General features: G+C 71.3%; 8 protein-coding genes. All 8 read left to right on the top strand.

Annotation, left to right across the window (positions count from 1 at the left end; translation table 11 throughout):
- Nucleotides 1–104 precede the first annotated feature (104 nt).
- The 8 genes from ASD23_RS16690 to ASD23_RS16655 all read left to right on the top strand — a co-directional run bounded on the left by ASD23_RS16690 (nucleotide 105) and on the right by ASD23_RS16655 (nucleotide 17,223).
- Nucleotides 105–1,523: a serine/threonine-protein kinase gene (locus ASD23_RS16690; protein ID WP_056014013.1), complete on the top strand. Its 1,419-nt coding sequence runs from the start codon at nucleotides 105–107 to the stop codon at nucleotides 1,521–1,523.
- A complete protein-coding gene (locus ASD23_RS16685) occupies nucleotides 1,523–7,411 on the top strand; it encodes an Ig-like domain-containing protein (RefSeq protein WP_157377147.1) in 5,889 nt (1,962 codons plus the stop codon). The genes ASD23_RS16690 and ASD23_RS16685 overlap by 1 nt, the downstream gene beginning before the upstream one ends.
- 11 nt (nucleotides 7,412–7,422) lie before the next feature.
- Nucleotides 7,423–8,394, top strand: coding sequence for an AAA family ATPase (locus ASD23_RS16680; RefSeq protein ID WP_056014007.1), 972 nt, complete (start codon nucleotides 7,423–7,425; stop codon nucleotides 8,392–8,394).
- The gene (locus ASD23_RS16675) at nucleotides 8,391–9,719 is read left to right on the top strand and encodes a DUF58 domain-containing protein (RefSeq protein WP_235507794.1); all 1,329 of its coding nucleotides are present in this window, start codon (nucleotides 8,391–8,393) and stop codon (nucleotides 9,717–9,719) included. Before ASD23_RS16680 ends, ASD23_RS16675 begins: the two co-directional genes overlap by 4 nt.
- A gap of 32 nt (nucleotides 9,720–9,751) precedes the next feature.
- Complete coding sequence (locus tag ASD23_RS16670) at nucleotides 9,752–12,145, top strand: transglutaminase domain-containing protein (protein ID WP_056014003.1); 2,394 nt, start codon at nucleotides 9,752–9,754, stop codon at nucleotides 12,143–12,145.
- On the top strand, nucleotides 12,142–12,753 hold the full coding sequence (locus ASD23_RS18940; RefSeq protein ID WP_158556783.1) for a zinc-ribbon domain-containing protein: 612 nt from the start codon (nucleotides 12,142–12,144) through the stop codon (nucleotides 12,751–12,753). The genes ASD23_RS16670 and ASD23_RS18940 overlap by 4 nt, the downstream gene beginning before the upstream one ends.
- Before the next feature lie 134 nt (nucleotides 12,754–12,887).
- Entirely contained in the window at nucleotides 12,888–15,860 is a 2,973-nt protein-coding gene (locus ASD23_RS16660) for an FtsK/SpoIIIE domain-containing protein (RefSeq protein WP_056013998.1), read from the top strand.
- Nucleotides 15,861–16,008: 148 nt separating this feature from the next.
- Nucleotides 16,009–17,223: an ABC transporter substrate-binding protein gene (locus ASD23_RS16655; protein WP_235507793.1), complete on the top strand. Its 1,215-nt coding sequence runs from the start codon at nucleotides 16,009–16,011 to the stop codon at nucleotides 17,221–17,223.
- Nucleotides 17,224–17,225: the final 2 nt, after the last annotated feature.

Below are 17,225 nucleotides of genomic sequence, written 5' to 3'. Positions count from 1 at the left end.
GCACAGCACCACGAGGCATCCGTCACCCGCGGATACAATGATGGGCACCGGGCGCCGCCGGCCACCGGGCGGCGTCGAACCGACCCAGAGCAGGCAGGAGGACCGTGTCTCGCCGACTGCCGTCCACACCGCCGAACCTGCCTGGCTTCGCGTTCATCCGCGTGCTCGGATCGGGCGGCTTCGCCGACGTCTTCCTCTACGAGCAGAACATGCCTCGTCGCCTCGTCGCCGTGAAGGTGCTGCTCGCCGAGGTCGTCAACGACGACCTGCGGCAGATGTTCCAGGCCGAGGCGAACCTCATGGCCCAGCTCTCCTCGCACCCGTCGATCCTCACCGTCTACCAGGCCAGCGTCGCCGCCGACGGACGCCCGTACCTCGTGATGGAGTACTGCTCGGCCTCGCTCGGGCAGCGCTACCGGGCCGTCCAGCTGCCGCTCGCCGAGGTGCTGTCCGTCGGCGTGCGCATCGCGAGCGCGGTCGAGACGGCCCATCGACAGGGCGTGCTGCACCGGGACATCAAGCCCTCGAACATCCTCACCACCGCGTACGGGCACCCGGTGCTCTCCGACTTCGGCATCGCGGCGACCCTCGGCGAGGCGGAGTCCTCCGACGCCGTCGGACTGTCGATCCCGTGGTCGGCGCCAGAGGTGCTGCACGACGAGGTGTCCGGCAGCGTGGCGAGCGAGGTGTGGTCGCTCGGCGCCACCGTGTACTCGCTCCTCGCCGGCCGCAGCCCGTTCGAGACGCCCGGAGGAGACAACGGGTCCGGGGCGCTCATGGCCCGCATCGACAAGGCGAAGTACACGCCGACCGGGCGGATCGACGTGCCGAAGAGCCTCGAGCAGGTGCTCGCACGGTCGATGTCGCTTCGGCCGTCCGCCCGGCAGTCGAGCGCCCTCGAGTTCATCCGAGACCTGCAGTCGGTCGAGGAGGAGCTCGGGCTCTCGCAGACGCCGCTCGAAGTGGCGATGGACGACTGGGCACTCGCCACCGCGGTCGACGTCGACGAGCAGACCCGCATCAGCGGGACCCACGGCACCGGTGAGGGGGCGCCGCGACGTCGGCGTTCGCGCAGCGCGCTCGCCGCGACCCGGTCCGAGGCGGATTCGCGCCCGCGCGATCACGGCACCGGGCGCATCCGGACGACCCCGCCGACGTCGGCGCGCCTGGCCTGGGGCATCTCCCTCGTCTCCGTGCTCCTGATCGCGCTCGTCGGCGCCGGCGCGTACTTCGTGATCCAGGGCACGAGGTCGATCCCGGTCGTCACCGACGTGCAGGGCGTCGTCGCGGGCGAGACCGTGACCTTCTCCTGGAACGACCCAGGGCTCCAGGCGTCCGACGCGTACGTCGTGACCGTCGACGGCGAGACCCGCCCGCTGCAACGCGAGGCGAGGGTGACCGTGCCCGCCGAAGACGGAGACCGGGTCTGCGCGAGCGTCAAGGTCGCGCGAGACGGCAAGACCGGGGACTCGAGCGCTGAACGCTGCGTCGACGTGACGGTCGACCTCGACCAGGGATCATGATGCCGAGGCTTCCCGATCTCAGCCGTCTCCCGAAGCCGCGATCCGCAGCGATCACCGCGGCGGCGACGACCGCTGTGGTGGCCCTCGTGGCCGGTGTCGCGATCGCCTCCGGCGGGTATGCGGCGCAACGGGTCGATCTGGGCGACGCGGCGGTCTGGGTCAGCAGCAATGAGCATCAGGCGATCGGGCGCGCGAACACGGCGCTGCTCGAACTGAACTCGGTGGTCGAGACCGGCTCGACGGGCATCGACATCCTGCAGCAGGGCCCCACGGTGCTCGCGCTCGACCGTGCGCGCGCGACGGTGCGCGTGATCGATGCGACGACGTCGAGCATCTCGGAGACGGTCGCGGTCCCTCCCGACGATGCGATGCTCTCGCTCGCCGGATCACGGGTCGTCATCGTCTCCGACGGCGACGTCTGGACGACACCGCTCGACGCGTTCGCGCAGTTCGACGCCGACGCGGAACCCATGCTGTCGTTCGGCAAGGGGTCGGTGACGTCCGTTGATCCCGACGGCACGCTCGTCGCGTACACGCCCTCGACCGGCGACGTCGCGCTGGTCGACGCTGCAGACGCGGAGACCGCGCGCACGCGCTGGCAGATCGAATCGGTCGCCGGCGACCCCGACGTGCAGATCACCTCGGTCGCCGATCGCTGGGCGGTGTTGGACGCCGGCACTCGGACCCTCCACCTCGATCGCGGCGCCGTCGACCTCTCCGAGTTCGTCGCGGCCAACGACGAGCCCGTGCTGCAGCAAGCCTCGAGCCACGGCGATGAGGTCGCGATCGCGACGCGGCGCGGTCTCATCACCGTGGGTCTCGACGGCGGTGCGCCGATCACGCGGGTCGACGGGCGGTCGGGCCTGCCCGCGGTCCCGATCGTGCACAACGGCTGCCTCTACGCGGCGTGGGCGGCCGGCACCGCCGTGCGCGCCTGCGGAGCCGGCCCGGCGGAACCCTTCGAACTCCCGTCGGCGACCCGGAGCGGCGACTACACCTACCTCGCCAACGGCGCCACGCTCGTGCTCAACGAACGGCGCAGCGGCAAGACCTGGGCGGTCGGCGCCGAGTTCGGACTGATCGACAACTGGCAGGAGCTGCTCGACATCGAGCGCGACGAGGAGACGATCGAGCAGAACGACCCCGATACCCCGCCGACGATCGAGAAGAGCCAGGTGGCGCCCGTCGCGGCCGACGACGAGTTCGGTGCCCGCCCCGGGCGGACGACGCCATTGCCCGTGCTCCTGAACGACTACGACGCCAACGGCGACGCACTCGTCATCGAGGCCGTCGACGGCGAACTGCCGCCCGGAGTCGCGCTCGACCGGATCGCCGAGAACCAGCAACTGCAGCTCGTGCTCGGCGACGAGGCATCCGGTGTCATCGCCTTCGGGTACACGGTCGACGACGGCTTCGGTGGCGCAGCGCACGCCACGGTGAGCGTGACCGTGCGCGAGACGGACGAGAACGCACCGCCCGAGCAGCGGCGGTCCACCAAGGCCCTCGTGCAGCAGGGCGGCCGCGTCAGCACGGCGGTGCTCGGCGACTGGGTTGACCCCGACGGCGATCCGTTCTTCCTCAAGCGGGCCACCTCGGCCGAACCCGATTCGTTGTCGTCGACGGCCGACGGCGTGGTCGTCTTCGACGAGAAGGGCGGCGCCGGGGCCGAGCGCTCGGTCTCCCTCGAGGTGTCCGACGGCCGAGACACCGCCGTCGGCGTGCTCGGCCTCGGCGTGCGCGCTCCCGGAGACGTGCCGCTCGTGGCCGATCCGTTCGTCGTGCTCGCGACGGCGGGCCAGGAGGTGCGCGTCGACCCGCTGCAGCACGTGCGCGGCGGGTCCGGGACCATCCAGCTGAGCGCCGTGCCCGCCAAGCCGGATGCGCAGCTCACCCCCGACTTCGACGGCGGCACCTTCCGGTTCGTGAGCTCGGCCGTGCGCACCCACTCCCTCGAATACACGGTGACCGACGGCACCTGGACGACGACGGGCGTGGTCAGGGTCGACGTCTCCGCGCCGCCCGAGCTCGGCACCACGCCCATCACGGTGCCGCACACGGCGTTCGTCCGCAACAGCGAGCCGGTCGACGTCGACGTGCTCGCCACCGACATCGACCCGACGGGCGGGGTGCTGATCCTCACCGGCTTGGGCGAACCCGAGGCCGAGGCCGCCGTGCAGGTCGAGGTCATCGAGCATCGCATCCTCCGGGTCACCCTCTCCGGCCCGCTCGAGACGGGGTCGACGGTGTTCGGGTACCGCATCAGCAACGGCCTCGCGGAAGCCGAGGGCGAGGTGACCGTCGTCGAGGTGCCGCAGCTCGAAGTCGCCCAACCGCCCGTCGCGGTGCCCGACAAGATCTCGGCACGCACGGGCGATGTCGTCGACATCGCTGTGCTCGCCAACGACGAGCATCCCGATGCGCTGCCGATCACGCTCGAGCCGGTCCTCGAACGCGAGCCGGAGGCCGGGCTCCTCTTCGTCGACGGCGACCGCCTCCGCTACTTCGCTCCCGAGACGCCGGGGGAGTACGAGGCCGTGTACCGCATCACCGGGCCGGGTCCGCAGTCGGCGACCGCCACCGTGCAGATGTCGGTGCGTGCAGCGGATCCCGAGACCAACACCCCACCGGTGCCGGCCACGGTGACCGCCCGCGTGCTCGCGGGCGACACCGTCCGCATCCCGGTGCCGCTCAGCGGATCCGACCCCGAGGGCGACAGCGTGCAACTCCTCGGCCAGGGCGGCAACCCCGAGCTCGGCAACGTCACCTCGCACGGCGCCGACTGGTTCGAGTACCAGGCGGGCGAGTACTCGGCCGGAACCGACGAGTTCGAGTACGAGGTCGTCGACGCGCTCGGCGCCCCTGCCGTCGGCACGGTCCGCGTCGGCATCGCCCCACGACTCGACGGTGCGCGCAAGCCGATCGCCGGCAATGACGTCGTCGAGGTGCGCCCTGGCCGAACGGTCGCCGTCCGGGTCCTCGAGAACGACTCCGACCCCGACGGGGGTGCGCTCACCCTGGAGAGCGTCGAGGCGACCGAGGGCGATGCCGTCGCGGACATCGTCGACGACACGATCGAAGTCGTCGTGCCTCCCGGTGAGGGCGAGTACGGGTTCGTGTACGTCATCCAGAACGAACAGCTCAGCGAGGCTTCGACCTTCCTCAGCATCATCGCCCGCGACGATGCGCCGCTGGCCCGCCCCGAGGCATCCGACACGGTCCTCACGCTGAGCGACATCCTCGACAAGGAGTTCGTGAACGTCCCGGTGCTGCGCAACGTGTTCCTCGCCGATGCCGACGTGTCGGATCTCGTCGTGGGGCTCGTCGACGGGTACGACGCGGGCGCCGAGGTGCGCCGGGACGGGAGCATCCGCGTGCAGGTCGAGGACCGCCGCCGTGTCATCCCGTTCTCCGTGGCCCACCCAGAGGACCCCTCGATCGTCGCCTACGCGTTCATCTGGGTGCCGGGCCGTGACGATGCACTGCCGCAACTGCGCGCCGACGCTCCCCGTGTCGAGGTCATGAGCGGCGAGGAGTTGGAGCTCGAGCTCGACGACTTCGTCATCGCGGCGTCCGGTCGCCCGGTGCGGATCACGGATGCCGCGACGGTGCGCGCCTCGCACAGCGACGGCTCCGACCTGGTGGTCGACCAGGACACGTTGCGGTATCGCAGCGAGGAGGGGTACTACGGACCGGCATCGCTCTCGTTCACGGTCACCGACGGCGAGTCGGCGACGGATCCGTCCGCCCGGACCGGAACCATCGTGATCCCGATCGAGGTGGCACCGACCGAGGACCAGCCGCCGGTCTTCACCGGCGGCGTCATCGACTTCGAACCCGGGCAGTCGAAGGACATCGACCTCGTGAAGCTCACGAACTACCCGTATCCCTCGGAACGGGACGAGCTCGCGTACCGACTGCTGCCGCCGCCGACGGAGGGCTTCCGCTTCTCCCTCGACGGCTCGCACCTCACGATCGAGGCGGATGCATCGACGACCAACGGCACCGTGGCGACGGTCGCCATCGGCGTCGCCGATGAGGCGGGCGACGGCAGGTCCGGGCGCATCGAGCTGCACGTGGTCCCGTCGACGAGACCGATCGCCCGACCGGCGGCCGACACCGCCGTCGCGCAGCGCGGGCGGACCACGACGATCGACGTGTTGGCCAACGACGGGGCGACCAACCCGTTCCCCGACGTGCCGCTCCGCGTCGTCGATGTGCGCGGGGCCGATGCCGACAGCCTTCCCGACGGGATCTCGATCGTGCCGAGCGACGACCGGTCGAAGCTCGAGGTGACGGTCGCCCAGGGGGCGGCGCCGGTGAACTCGACGGTGCAGTACGAGGTGGCCGACGCGACCGGCGACGCCGCCCGCAACGCATGGGGCCTCGTCACGATCTCCGTGCAGGACCGGCCAGACCCCGTCACCGGCGCACAGGTCACGGGTTTCGGCGACCGCACCCTCGACCTCGTGTTCGGGGCGGGCGCCTTCAACAACTCCCCGATCACGGGGTACGAGATCGAGCTCGTCGATGCCGCGACGGGCGACGCCGTGAGTTCCTCCGAGTGCGCTGCGACGACGTGCACCGTCTCGACCCCCGGCAACGGCCAGTCCGATGCCGTGCAGGTGCGCATCAGGGCGAGGAACGGCATCGGCCTCTCGGATCCGGTCGAGGCGCCCGGTCCGGTGTGGTCCGACGTGATCCCGCCGCCGCCCTCCGGGGTGCGGGCTGTTCCGCGCGACGGGTACCTCCGCGTCGAGTGGGATCCGGTGCCCGCGGGGTCCGGCAGCGCCATCGGGTCGTACGTCGTCACGGTCGCCGGCGTCTCGAACGAGGTCTCCGCGGCGGCCGCGTGCACGGCGACGCTCTGCTCGACGGACTCGCAGCCGCTCGAGAACGGCAGCCAGGTGCCGATCACGGTCGGAGCCAGGAACCAGGCACTCCCGGCTCTCGCGGTCTGGACCGAGGCGGGCACCAGCGGAACCCCCTTCGGTCCGCCGGTCGCCGGCGCGATCTTCGTCAACGGCGACGCCGCGGCCGGCACCGTCACCGTCGCCTGGGACGCATTCGGCGGCAACGGGGATCCCATCGGCGGGTACTTCGTGCAGCGCCTCGTCGACGGGGCGTCAGGGGTACCCGGTGGGGCGCAGGCGTGCTCGGTCACGAGCCCGGCTCCCGGGAGCGTCGTCGCGCCGTCGAGCGGGGGAACGGTCGCCGAGGTCGTGCACGTCGGGCCCGGAACGACGAGCGTGCAGTTCGCGGGCACCGGTGCGGAGGCGACGAGGTACTCCTTCCTCGTCTGGGGCTACAATCGGGCGGCCTGCGCCAACACCGAGGTCGTCGGCACGATCGTGCGGCCGTCGCCCGATGCCATCCGGAAGGTCGACAGTCGCATGGGAATGCGCACCGCCGACGTCTACGACCGGTACATCGCCGGGGTCTCGCCGGGTGCCTGGCGATACGACATCGTCGCCGTCGACGGCAACGGCGCGCAGATCCCGGGCACGCTGCAGAGCTTCGGCGGCTCCGGATGGGCGCAAGAACTCTTCGCCAGGCCGTTCGGCGAGACGGTCCGGTTCCAGGTGCGGAGCTGCTCGATCTGGGGGAGCTGCGGCCCGTGGTCGGAGGTGCTGCCCTCCGACGCCCGCCCCTCGCTGACGTTCGCACTCCCCAGCCGCGCGTGGAACGAAGCCGCGAAGACCTGGTCGTGGACCTCGGCGCCGGAGAACTCCGGACTCCCAGTGACCTTCAGCTGCGGCGTCGACGGCGACCGCAACGGCCGGCAGGCGCAGACCCCCACGAGCTGCGACATCCCGGAGGCGAAACCGGGCGACCTCGTCTGGTTGGATGTTGAGATCGCGGACGTCGTCGTCCGCTACCAGAACCGCTAGAAGGAGCCGAGATGACCATGACCCCCGATGAGGCGGCGCGGTTCGCCGCGACCCTCGATCGACTCGTCGGCGCGGTCGAGGAAGTGCTGCTCGGCAAGAACCGGGTCATCAGGCTCGCGTTCACGGCGTTCCTCAGCGAGGGTCACCTGCTGCTCGACGACGTGCCGGGCACCGGGAAGACCTCGCTCGCGCGGGCGATGGCCCAGTCGATCGACGGCACGAGCAATCGCGTCCAGTTCACCCCCGACCTGCTCCCCGGGGACATCACGGGCGTCACGGTGTACGACCAGCGCTCCGGCGTGTTCGAGTTCCACCCGGGGCCCGTCTTCGCGAACATCGTGCTCGCCGACGAGATCAACCGGGCGAGCCCGAAGACGCAGTCGGCGCTGCTCGAGGTCATGGAAGAGGGACAGGTCACCGTCGACGGCGTGACGCATCCCGTGGGGCATCCGTTCATGGTCATCGCGACGCAGAACCCGGTCGAGCAGGCGGGAACCTACCGTCTCCCCGAGGCGCAGCTCGACCGCTTCCTGATGCGCACGTCCATCGGCTACCCCGACCACGCCTCCACCATCCGGATCCTGGAGGGCGCAGACCAGCGAGCCCACGAGCACCGCGTCTCGTCGCAGCTCGCGGCGGAGGAGGTCGTGGATCTCGCCGCGGTGGCACGCACGGTCTACGTCGACCCCACGATCCACGACTACGTCTCACGCATCGTCGACGCCACGCGCACCGCTCGCGAGGTGCGTCTCGGGGTCAGCGTGCGCGGGGCGCTCGCCCTGATCCGCGCGGCGAAGACCCACGCGGCCGGGCGGGGCCGCCACTACGTCGTGCCCGATGACGTGAAGGCGCTCGCCGAGCCCGTGCTGGCGCACCGGCTGATCCTCGACCCCGAAGCCGAGTTCGACGGCGTCACCGCGTCGAACATGATCGCCCAGGTGTTGATCGAGACGCCTCCTCCCTCGACCAGGCAAGCGGTGTGACGCTCACCCAGACCAGAACGACCATCCCCGAGGACGCCCGAAGAGAGGGCGTGCTCGCGGTGGTCATCGGGCGCGCCGTCGTGGCGGGGAGCCGCGCAGCTGCTGCCGTCGGGCGGGCCGCCCGCATGGTGCAGGGCGTCGTGACGCCACTCGGCTGGTCGGTGATCGTCGTCGCAGCGGTCGCACTCGTGGGCGGGTACACCTGGGGTTGGCTCGAGCTCATCGCGCTCGGGTGGGGACTCGGGGTGCTCGCTGTCGCGGCATCCGTCTGGTTGATCGGACGCGGTGCCGGCACCATCCAGCTCGTGCTGCCGTCGCCGCGCGTCGTGGTCGGCGAACCGGCCGAAGCGCGGCTCATCGCCGCCAACCCCGGCCGGCGGCGATTCGGCGGGGTGCAGCTCGAACTCCCGGTCGGCCGCCGCATCGTCGAACGGGTCCTGCCCGGGCTGCCGCGAGGGGGCGTGTTCGACGAGCAGTTCTCGATCCCGACCGAGCGGCGCGGCGTCGTGCCGGTCGGCCCTGCGCGCACGGTGCGCGCGGACCCGATCGGCCTCATGCGGCGCGAGTACGTGTGGTCGGAGACGGCCGAACTCCACGTGCACCCGCGTACCGTGCCGATCAACGCGCTGAGCACCGGATTCATCCGCGACCTCGAGGGAACGCCGACACGCGACCTCACGGCGAGCGACATCGCCTTCCACGCGCTGCGCGAGTACGTGCCCGGCGACGATCGCCGGTTCATCCACTGGCGCAGCTCGGCGAAGACCGGGACGTTCATGGTGCGTCAGTTCGAGGAGACCCGGCGAAGCCGCCTCATGGTGCTGCTCGATCTGGACCCCGGCTCGTACGTCGACGAGGCCGAATTCGAACTCGCCGTCAGCGCTGCCGCGTCCGTCGGCGCTCGGGCGATCCGCGACGCACGGACCGTGTCGTTCGTGGTCTCGGGTCGCCAGCGCGGGTCCGGCGCGGGCACCGGGCGCAATGCCATGCGCGAACTCCCGACGGTCTCCCGCGACCGGCTCCTCGACGCGCTCTGCGTCGTCGAGACCGAGCCGGATGCGGTGATGCTCCCCGATGTCGCCCGCGCAGCGGCCGAGACGCTTGCGGGCGTGTCGCTCGCCTTCATCGTCACCGGTACTGCTCGCGGCGTCGCACCGCTGCGCTCCGCGGCGACCCGGCTCCCGCCAGGTGTCGAGAGCGTCGCGGTGCAGTGCTCGCCCGAGGGCGAGGCGAGTGCCCGCACGATCGCCGGGCTCACCGTCTTCGGCATCGGCTACCTCGAGGACCTGCGCGCGATGCTCGCGAGATCGGCGTCGGTGACATGACCCCTCGTGCACCGGCGGGAGCCCGCAGATTCGTGCCCACCCTCGTCACGGTCGTGCTCGTCGTCGCCATGCTCGCTGCGGCGATGCTGCCCTGGTGGCCCGTCTACGAGAGCCCGGCGTTCGTGGTGGCCGCAGCGGTCGCGATCGCCGCGGGAGTGGCGATCGGCGTCGTCGGAGCGCGGTTCCGCCTTCCCTCCTGGATCATCGTGCTCGCGGTGTTCGGCGCGTACCTGGTGCTCGGCGTGCCGGCCGCGGTGCCCGGCGCCGCGATCGGCGGGATCCTGCCGAGTCCGTCCGGAATCGTCGAGCTCATCGCGGGCGCCGCACTCTCGTGGAAGCAGCTCGTCACGATCTCGGTTCCCGTGGGCTCCTACCAGGCGCTGCTCGTGCCCCCGTTCCTCCTTGGCCTGATCGCCGCCACCGCCGCGATCTCGATCGCGCTGCGCAGTCGGCGCCCCGCTGCCGCCGCATTGCCGCCCGCCGCGCTCCTCATCGCGGGCATCGCACTCGGAGTCGTGCACTCGGCACTCGCCGTGGAGGCGGGCATCGCGTTCCTCATCACCGCGGTGGCCTGGCTCGTGCGCGTCGCCATCGCCGACCGGCGCGCGATCACCGTCGGCCGCCGTGTCGAGGCGGCGCTCACCGACGCGCGCCGGGTGCTCGGCGCCGCGTCGCTCGTGGCCATCGCGGTGGTGGGTGCGACCGCGGCATCCGTGGCGCTGCCGGTGCCGCCGCGCAACGTCGTACGGGCGGAGCTGCAGCCGCCGTTCGAGCCGAGGCGTCACGACAGCCCGCTCGCGGGGTTCCGCGCCGCCTTCGACGAGGACGTCGCCGATGACGTGATGCTCGACGTCCGCGGGCTTCCCGACGGTGCCGGCCTGCGCATGGCGACGCTCGACTCGTACGACGGCATCGTCTACACGGTCGGCGGGGCGGAAGGCGCCTCCGCGTCCGGACGATTCACACGGGTGCCCTATCGTCTCGACCAATCGGGCGTGAGCGGCGACACCGAGCGGCTCGAGATCGAGGTCGAGGTCGAGAACTACTCCGAGGTGTGGGTGCCGGGGGTTGGCCGCCTCGAACGCATGACGTTCGGCGGACCACGTGCCGAGACGCTCACGGAGTCGTTCTTCTACAACGAGGTGACGAGCACGGGCGCGGTGCAGCGACCGCTGCAGTCGGGTGATCGCTACGCGGCGACCTCGGTGGTGCCCGTCGATCCTTCGGAGCTCGACGGGCTGAACCCCGGCACGAGCGTGCTTCCCGCGACGCCCGACATGCCCAAGGAGCTCGCGCAGCTGCTCGACGAGTGGGCGCCGGTGTCCGATGATCCCGGCGCCCGACTGGAGGCCGTCATCGAGGGATTCCGTGCGAACGGATACGTGAGCCACGGCCTCGAGGAGAATGCGCCGAGCAGGTCGGGTCATTCGCTCGATCGGCTCGCGGATCTCGCGGTCGAACGGCCGATGGTCGGCGACGGCGAGCAGTACGCGGTCGCCGCGGCCCTCATGGCCCGCCGAATCGGCTTCCCGGCGCGAGTCGTCGTCGGGTACCTTCCCGGCGCGGCCGACGACGACGCTTCGGACACGACCGAGCCGCCGGGCGGGAGCTCCGATACGGGTGGGGCCGATGCGACCGGTCAGACCGATGCGACGCCTGAGGGTGGTGGTGATGTCGCGCCGCGGGAGACGGATGCCGCGAGCGAGCGCGCTCCCGACGGCGTCACGCGTTTCGCGAGCGACGACAAGCAGGCCTGGATCGAGGTGCAGGCCGCTGACGGAACCTGGGTCCCGGTCGACCCGAACCCGGCGCCGCGTCCCATTCCCGAGCGCGAGCCCGACCAGCCCACGATCGTGTCGAGGCCGCAGTCGGCGCTGCCGCCGCCCGCGGAGCGCACGCCGGTCGACGACCTGTCGAACGAGCCCGAGACCCCGCCCGACGACCCCGACGACAGTGCGGACGCATGGGTTCAGGCGCTGCTCGCCGTCCTCGGCGTCGCGGGAATCGTGCTGGGCGTGCTCGCGCTCATCGCGAGTCCCTTCCTCGCCATCGTCGTCGCCAAGATGCGGCGGCGACGGCTGCGGCGCAGGGCATCGACCGCGGTCGAACGAATCGAGGGCGGGTGGCAGGAGTTCGCGGACTCGGCGGCCGACTACGGCTATCCGATCCGGCCGACGGCGACGCGCGCCGAGCAGGCGGCGACGGTCGGCGGGCTCGCGCCGCTCGTGCTCGCCTCGGTCGTCGATCGCGCCGTGTTCGCACCCGACGGACCGATGGAGGGCGACGACCTCGTGGTCTGGGAATCGGTCGACGAGCTGCAGGAGCGGCTCGGGGCGCCGAGATCGCTGCGCGAGCGGGTGCGAGCGGCGGTCTCGCTCACCTCGCTCGGCGGGTACGCTGTGACCCGGAGAGGAGCGCGTTCGTGACGTGTCGGATCTGCGGAGCAGAGCTGCCCGATGGGGCGATGTTCTGCGGCGAGTGCGGCAGCTCGACGAGCGCCACGCCGGAATCCCGCAGGCGGCCCGATCCGAGGCCCGGCGACACGACGGTGATCGAGCGGCCCGCCCGTCGCAACAGCGGCGTGATCTCCATCCCGGTCGACGGCTTCCGTGCCGCGGTCGCGATCGAGGCGTCGGATGCTGCGACCGGCGAGTTCTTCGCCGCGGCAGCGCCTGAGCAGCACGAGCAGTTGCTCACGACGCCCGCCGCGACGAGATTCGTGTTGACGTTCAGCACGGGCGAGTCGCGCACGGTCTTCGGCACCGGGCTCATCGGCCGTCGCCCCCTGCCCCAGCCCGGTGAGGTGTTCGACCATCTCGTGCAGATCGCAGACCGGTCGTTGTCGGTGTCGAAGACCCACGTCGAGTTCGGCGAGCACGACGGCACGCTCTGGATCGCCGACCGCTTCTCGGGCAACGGCACCATCGTGCGGCGCATCGACGACGGCGCGATGCGTTGCGAGCCGGGCAGGCGCTACCTCGTGCCGCGGGGGAGCCGTGTCGAGCTCGCCGAGCAGTTCTTCGTCGTCTCCTGACGCGTTCCACCCGATTCGGGCGAGACGTCTCCGAGTCCCGCCGACTCGTCCTCCACAGCATGCCGTCAGCCGATCCAGTGCCCCGCGCGCCGTCCGTGGCCGCCGAAGGGTCGCCCGCGTGATCGGATCGCGTCGTGGACCGATTCGACATCGCACCCGTATCGCTGGAGACGCCCCTCTCGCTGCCGCCGGCGCCGGCCGATCCTGCTCGAGCCGGGTTCCCGCTCATCGCGTCGCTCGCCCCCGTCGCGGGGGCGCTCGCGCTGTGGGCGATCACCGGGTCGCCGTTCTCCCTCGTGTTCGCGGTGCTGGGGCCGATCGTGGCGATCGGCTCGATGCTCGATGCCCGTCGTTCGGCGCGTCGTCTGCGACGACGGGCCGGCGCCGATCGACGGCGACTCGTCGGCGAACTCCGCCTCGAGATCGGTGAGCGACACCGTCTCGAACGCCGGGCGGCATGGCACCGCACGCCGTCCTCCCGATCGCTGCTCGAGCACTCGGTGCATCCTGCGTGGCGCGAAGCGGCGCTTCCGCCGCTCGTGCTCGGGCGGGGCGCGGCCGCGAGCGCGCTGCGCGTCGAGGGTGCCCCCGTCGACGCCGACGATCGAGCGCTGCTCCTCGCCGCGGCTCGACTCGACGACGCCCCGATGTCCGTCGACGCAGGGGCGGGTATCGGATTCGTCGGCGAGCTCCCGCTCGCGAGGGCGGCGGCGCGTGCGAGTGCCGTGCAGTTCGCGCACCATGGGCATCCGCGCCACTTCGCGATCGATGCCGAAGGGCCGGAGGACGGCAATTGGGCGTGGTTGCGCCTGCTGCCCCATCGCGGAGCGCGGGCGACTGCTCGACTGGTCGTCGTCGAGACCGGAGCTCGGCCGCCGTCGCCGAAGCCGCGGCCATCGTCGCCCACGTCGTCGGCGTTCGCAGCAGCCGACGACCGATCGCGTGTCTCGATCGTCGCGATCGCGCGAACGGCGGCCGAATTGCCCCCGGGGCTCGGTACGATCGTGACCCTGCACGCGCCCGATGCGGCGCTCGTCCAGCACGGCGGTGCGGAGACGCACGTCGTGCCCTCGCTCGTCGGCGTCGCCGAAGTCGCCCGCTGGGCGCAGTCCCTGTCGGCGATCGCGGCGCGAGCCGGCCTCGACGATCGATCGAACGAGCTTCCTCGCCGGCTGCAGCTCGACGAGCTGCAGCCGCCGGCAGGCACCGGGCTCGATCGCTCGAGCCTCTCGGCCCTCGTCGGACGCGTGGCCGGCGATGCCCTCGAACTCGACCTCGCCCGGTGCGGTCCGCATGCGCTCGTCGCGGGCACGACCGGCAGCGGCAAGAGCGAGTTCCTGCTCGCGTGGATCGTCGCCCTCGCCTCCGCCCACTCGCCGGCGCGCGTCTCGTTCCTCCTCGTCGACTTCAAGGGCGGCGCGGCGTTCGAGCCCGTGCGCGGCCTGCCGCACGTCACGGGCATCGTGACCGACCTCGACGAGTCGGAGGCGGAGCGGGCGGTGCAGAGCCTTCGGGCCGAGCTCACCCACCGCGAGACGGTGCTCGCTCGGTCGGGCGCACGCGACATCGCCGGGCTCGACGCGGGCGTCGAGCTCGCGCGACTCGTGATCGTCGTCGACGAGTTCCAGGCCATGCTCGAGCGCTTCCCCGAGCTCGGGGCCATCATCGCGGACATCGCCGCACGCGGGCGCTCGCTCGGAGTGCACCTCGTGCTCGCCTCGCAGCGGCCGAACGGCGTCGTTCGCGAGCAGGTCACCGCGAACTGCGCGATCCGCGTGTCGTTGCGCGTGCTGCAGCGAGCCGATAGCGAAGCGGTGGTCGGAACCACCGCGGCATCCGAGATCCCGCCCGACCTGCCCGGTCGCGGCGTGATCGACCGAGGCGACGGATGCCCCGTGCTGTTCCATTCGGCCGTGGCGACGCCGAGCGCGATCACCGCGGTGATCGCTCGATCGGCCGGGATGCCGCGGGCTCGCCGTACCTGGCTCGATCCGCTGCCCCCGCGCATCGCCCCTGATTCGGTGACCGAGCTCCTCGGGGATCCGCGCCCGACATCGCCCGACGGGCATCGCGCCGTCGCCCCCGCATTCGACGGCTACGGGTTCGGCGTGGTCGACGAACCGGAGCGGCAGCGGCGGAGCCTTGCGCGATGGGCGCCGCAGCGCGACGGCGCCCTCCTCGTGCTCGGCGCTCCCGGCAGTGGTCGGAGCACGGCACTGGCGGCGGTCGAGCGGGCGGCGAGTGAGTCGGTTGCGAGCATCGCGGCCGCGGCATCCGCCACGCTCCGCCTTCGCGGTCCGTCGAGCGCCGACTGGGACGGACTCGTGGCTGCGAGGGCAGCGGTCCGCGGGGCGGCGCCACCGCCGGCCCTCATCGTGATCGACGACCTCGACGTGAGGTTCCGTGCCTGGCCGGAGGAGTACCGTCATGAGGCCTTCGCGATGGTGGAGTCCCTGATCAGGGAAGGACGAGCGAGGGGAGTGGCGGTCGCGGCATCGGCCGTCGACCCGCTCGCGCTCGGCCACGGTCTCCGCGACGCCTTCGGAAGCCGACTGCTTCTACGCCATGCCGCGCGTTCGGATCTCGTGCAGTCCGGTGGTCGCGGGGAGCTCTGGCGCGCGAGCGCCGGTGCCGGCGCCGGCGAATGGCGGGGGCGACGAGTGCAGGTGGTCATGGCGACGGAGTCCGAGACTCCGGGGACACCCGAGGTATCCCTCCTCGAACTGCGGCCCGACCTTCCGTACGCGATCGCGTCCGTGGCGCCGCGCGCGGCAGCTGCGCTGATCGCGGCTGCAGGGCGGAGCCCGGTCCTCCTCACTGCCGGTGGCGAGCCTGCGGTCAGGGCCGCGATCGCCGCACATCCCATCGATGCATCCCCGCCGGCGATCGTGGGCGACGCGGAGGCCTGGGCGGCGAGCTGGTCGTTGCTCGCGAACCTTCGGGAGGAGGCGGCGTTCGTGGTGCACGGCAGCGCGGCCGAGTATCGCGCCCTCATGCGCACGCGCGGGCTCCCTCCGCTCCTCGATGACGGGGCTGGTCAGTGCTGGGTCATCGAGCCCGGGCATGATGTGCGCCGTGCGCTCTGGCCGAGCCGCCGAATCCACTGAATCGGTCGCAAGATCGGGCGAGAAGCGCTGATTCCGCACGAGATGTTCGCAGAAATTAACGATTTGGACATCATCGAGTGATTTCAGCCCAGCAGTGTGGCAGTATCTTCCCACCCTTGCACTGCAGCAAACCGAAACGGAGTCCCCCGTGAATCGACGCCCCCTGCCCCAGGACCCGATGATGCGAGCACTCATCGCCCAGGCCCGACAGATGCAGCTGAATCGCCGTACGCTGCTCGCCGGAGCGGGCGCCGGAGCCACCGCCCTGGCCCTCGCGGCGTGCTCCACGGGCGGTGCCCAGGGCAAGCCCACGGCCGCGGCCGACACCTCGCCGACCGACAAGACGGTCAACTGGGCGAACTGGGCCGCCTACATCGACGAAGACGACAGCGGCGCGTACCCCACGCTCGAGCGCTTCACGGAAGAGACCGGAATCGAGGTCAACTACGAGGTCGCCGTCGACGACAACAACACCTACTACGGCAAGGTGAAGGACCAGCTCGCCCTCGGCAAGGACATCGGCGCCGACACCGCTGTGCTCACCGACTGGATGGCCGCACGCTGGATCCGCTTCGGGTACACCCAGAAGCTGAACCACGACAACATCCCGAACATCGTGAACCTGAACCCGGCGCTGCGCGACCCCGACTTCGACAAGGGCCGGGCGTACACGCTGCCCTGGCAGGGCGGCTTCGCGGGCATCTGCTGGAACAAGGAGGCGATCCCCGGCGGCATCGAATCGGTCGAAGACCTCTGGAACTCCGAGCTCAAGGGCCGAGTGGGCGTGCTCTCCGAGATGCGCGACACCATGGGCCTCATCCTGCAGCAGAACGGCGTCGACATCGCGGGCGACTGGGGCGACGAGGAGTTCGACGCGGCCATCGAGGTGCTGCGCGAGCAGGTCGAATCCGGCCAGGTGCGCAACATCAAGGGCAACTCCTACCTCGAAGACCTCAAGAGCGAAGACACCCTCGCCGCGATCTGCTGGTCGGGCGACATCACGGTCATCAACGCCGAAGCGGGCGACAAGTGGGAGTTCGCGATCCCGACCGCGGGCGGCACGCTGTGGAACGACAACTTCCTCGTGCCGATCGGTTCGCCCCGCAAGGCGAACACCGAAGCCCTCATGAACTTCTACTACGACCCCGAGGTCGCCGCCGAGGTGGCAGCCTGGGTGAACTTCATCACGCCGGTCGTCGGCGCGAAGGAGGCCGCGATCGCGATCGACCCCGAGCTCGCCGAGAACCAGCTCATCTTCCCGAACGAGGAGACGCTGTCGAACGCGCACATCTTCCGTTCCCTGAGCGGCGCCGAGGAGCAGAAGTACCAGGCGCAGTTCCAGAGCATCCTCCTGGGGGCCTGAGC

The organism is Agromyces sp. Root1464 (assembly GCF_001427265.1).
GTDB lineage: Bacteria > Actinomycetota > Actinomycetes > Actinomycetales > Microbacteriaceae > Agromyces > Agromyces fucosus.
The sequence above is the reverse complement of the archived record's forward strand: the minus strand, read 5'-3'. Positions and strand labels throughout refer to the sequence as shown.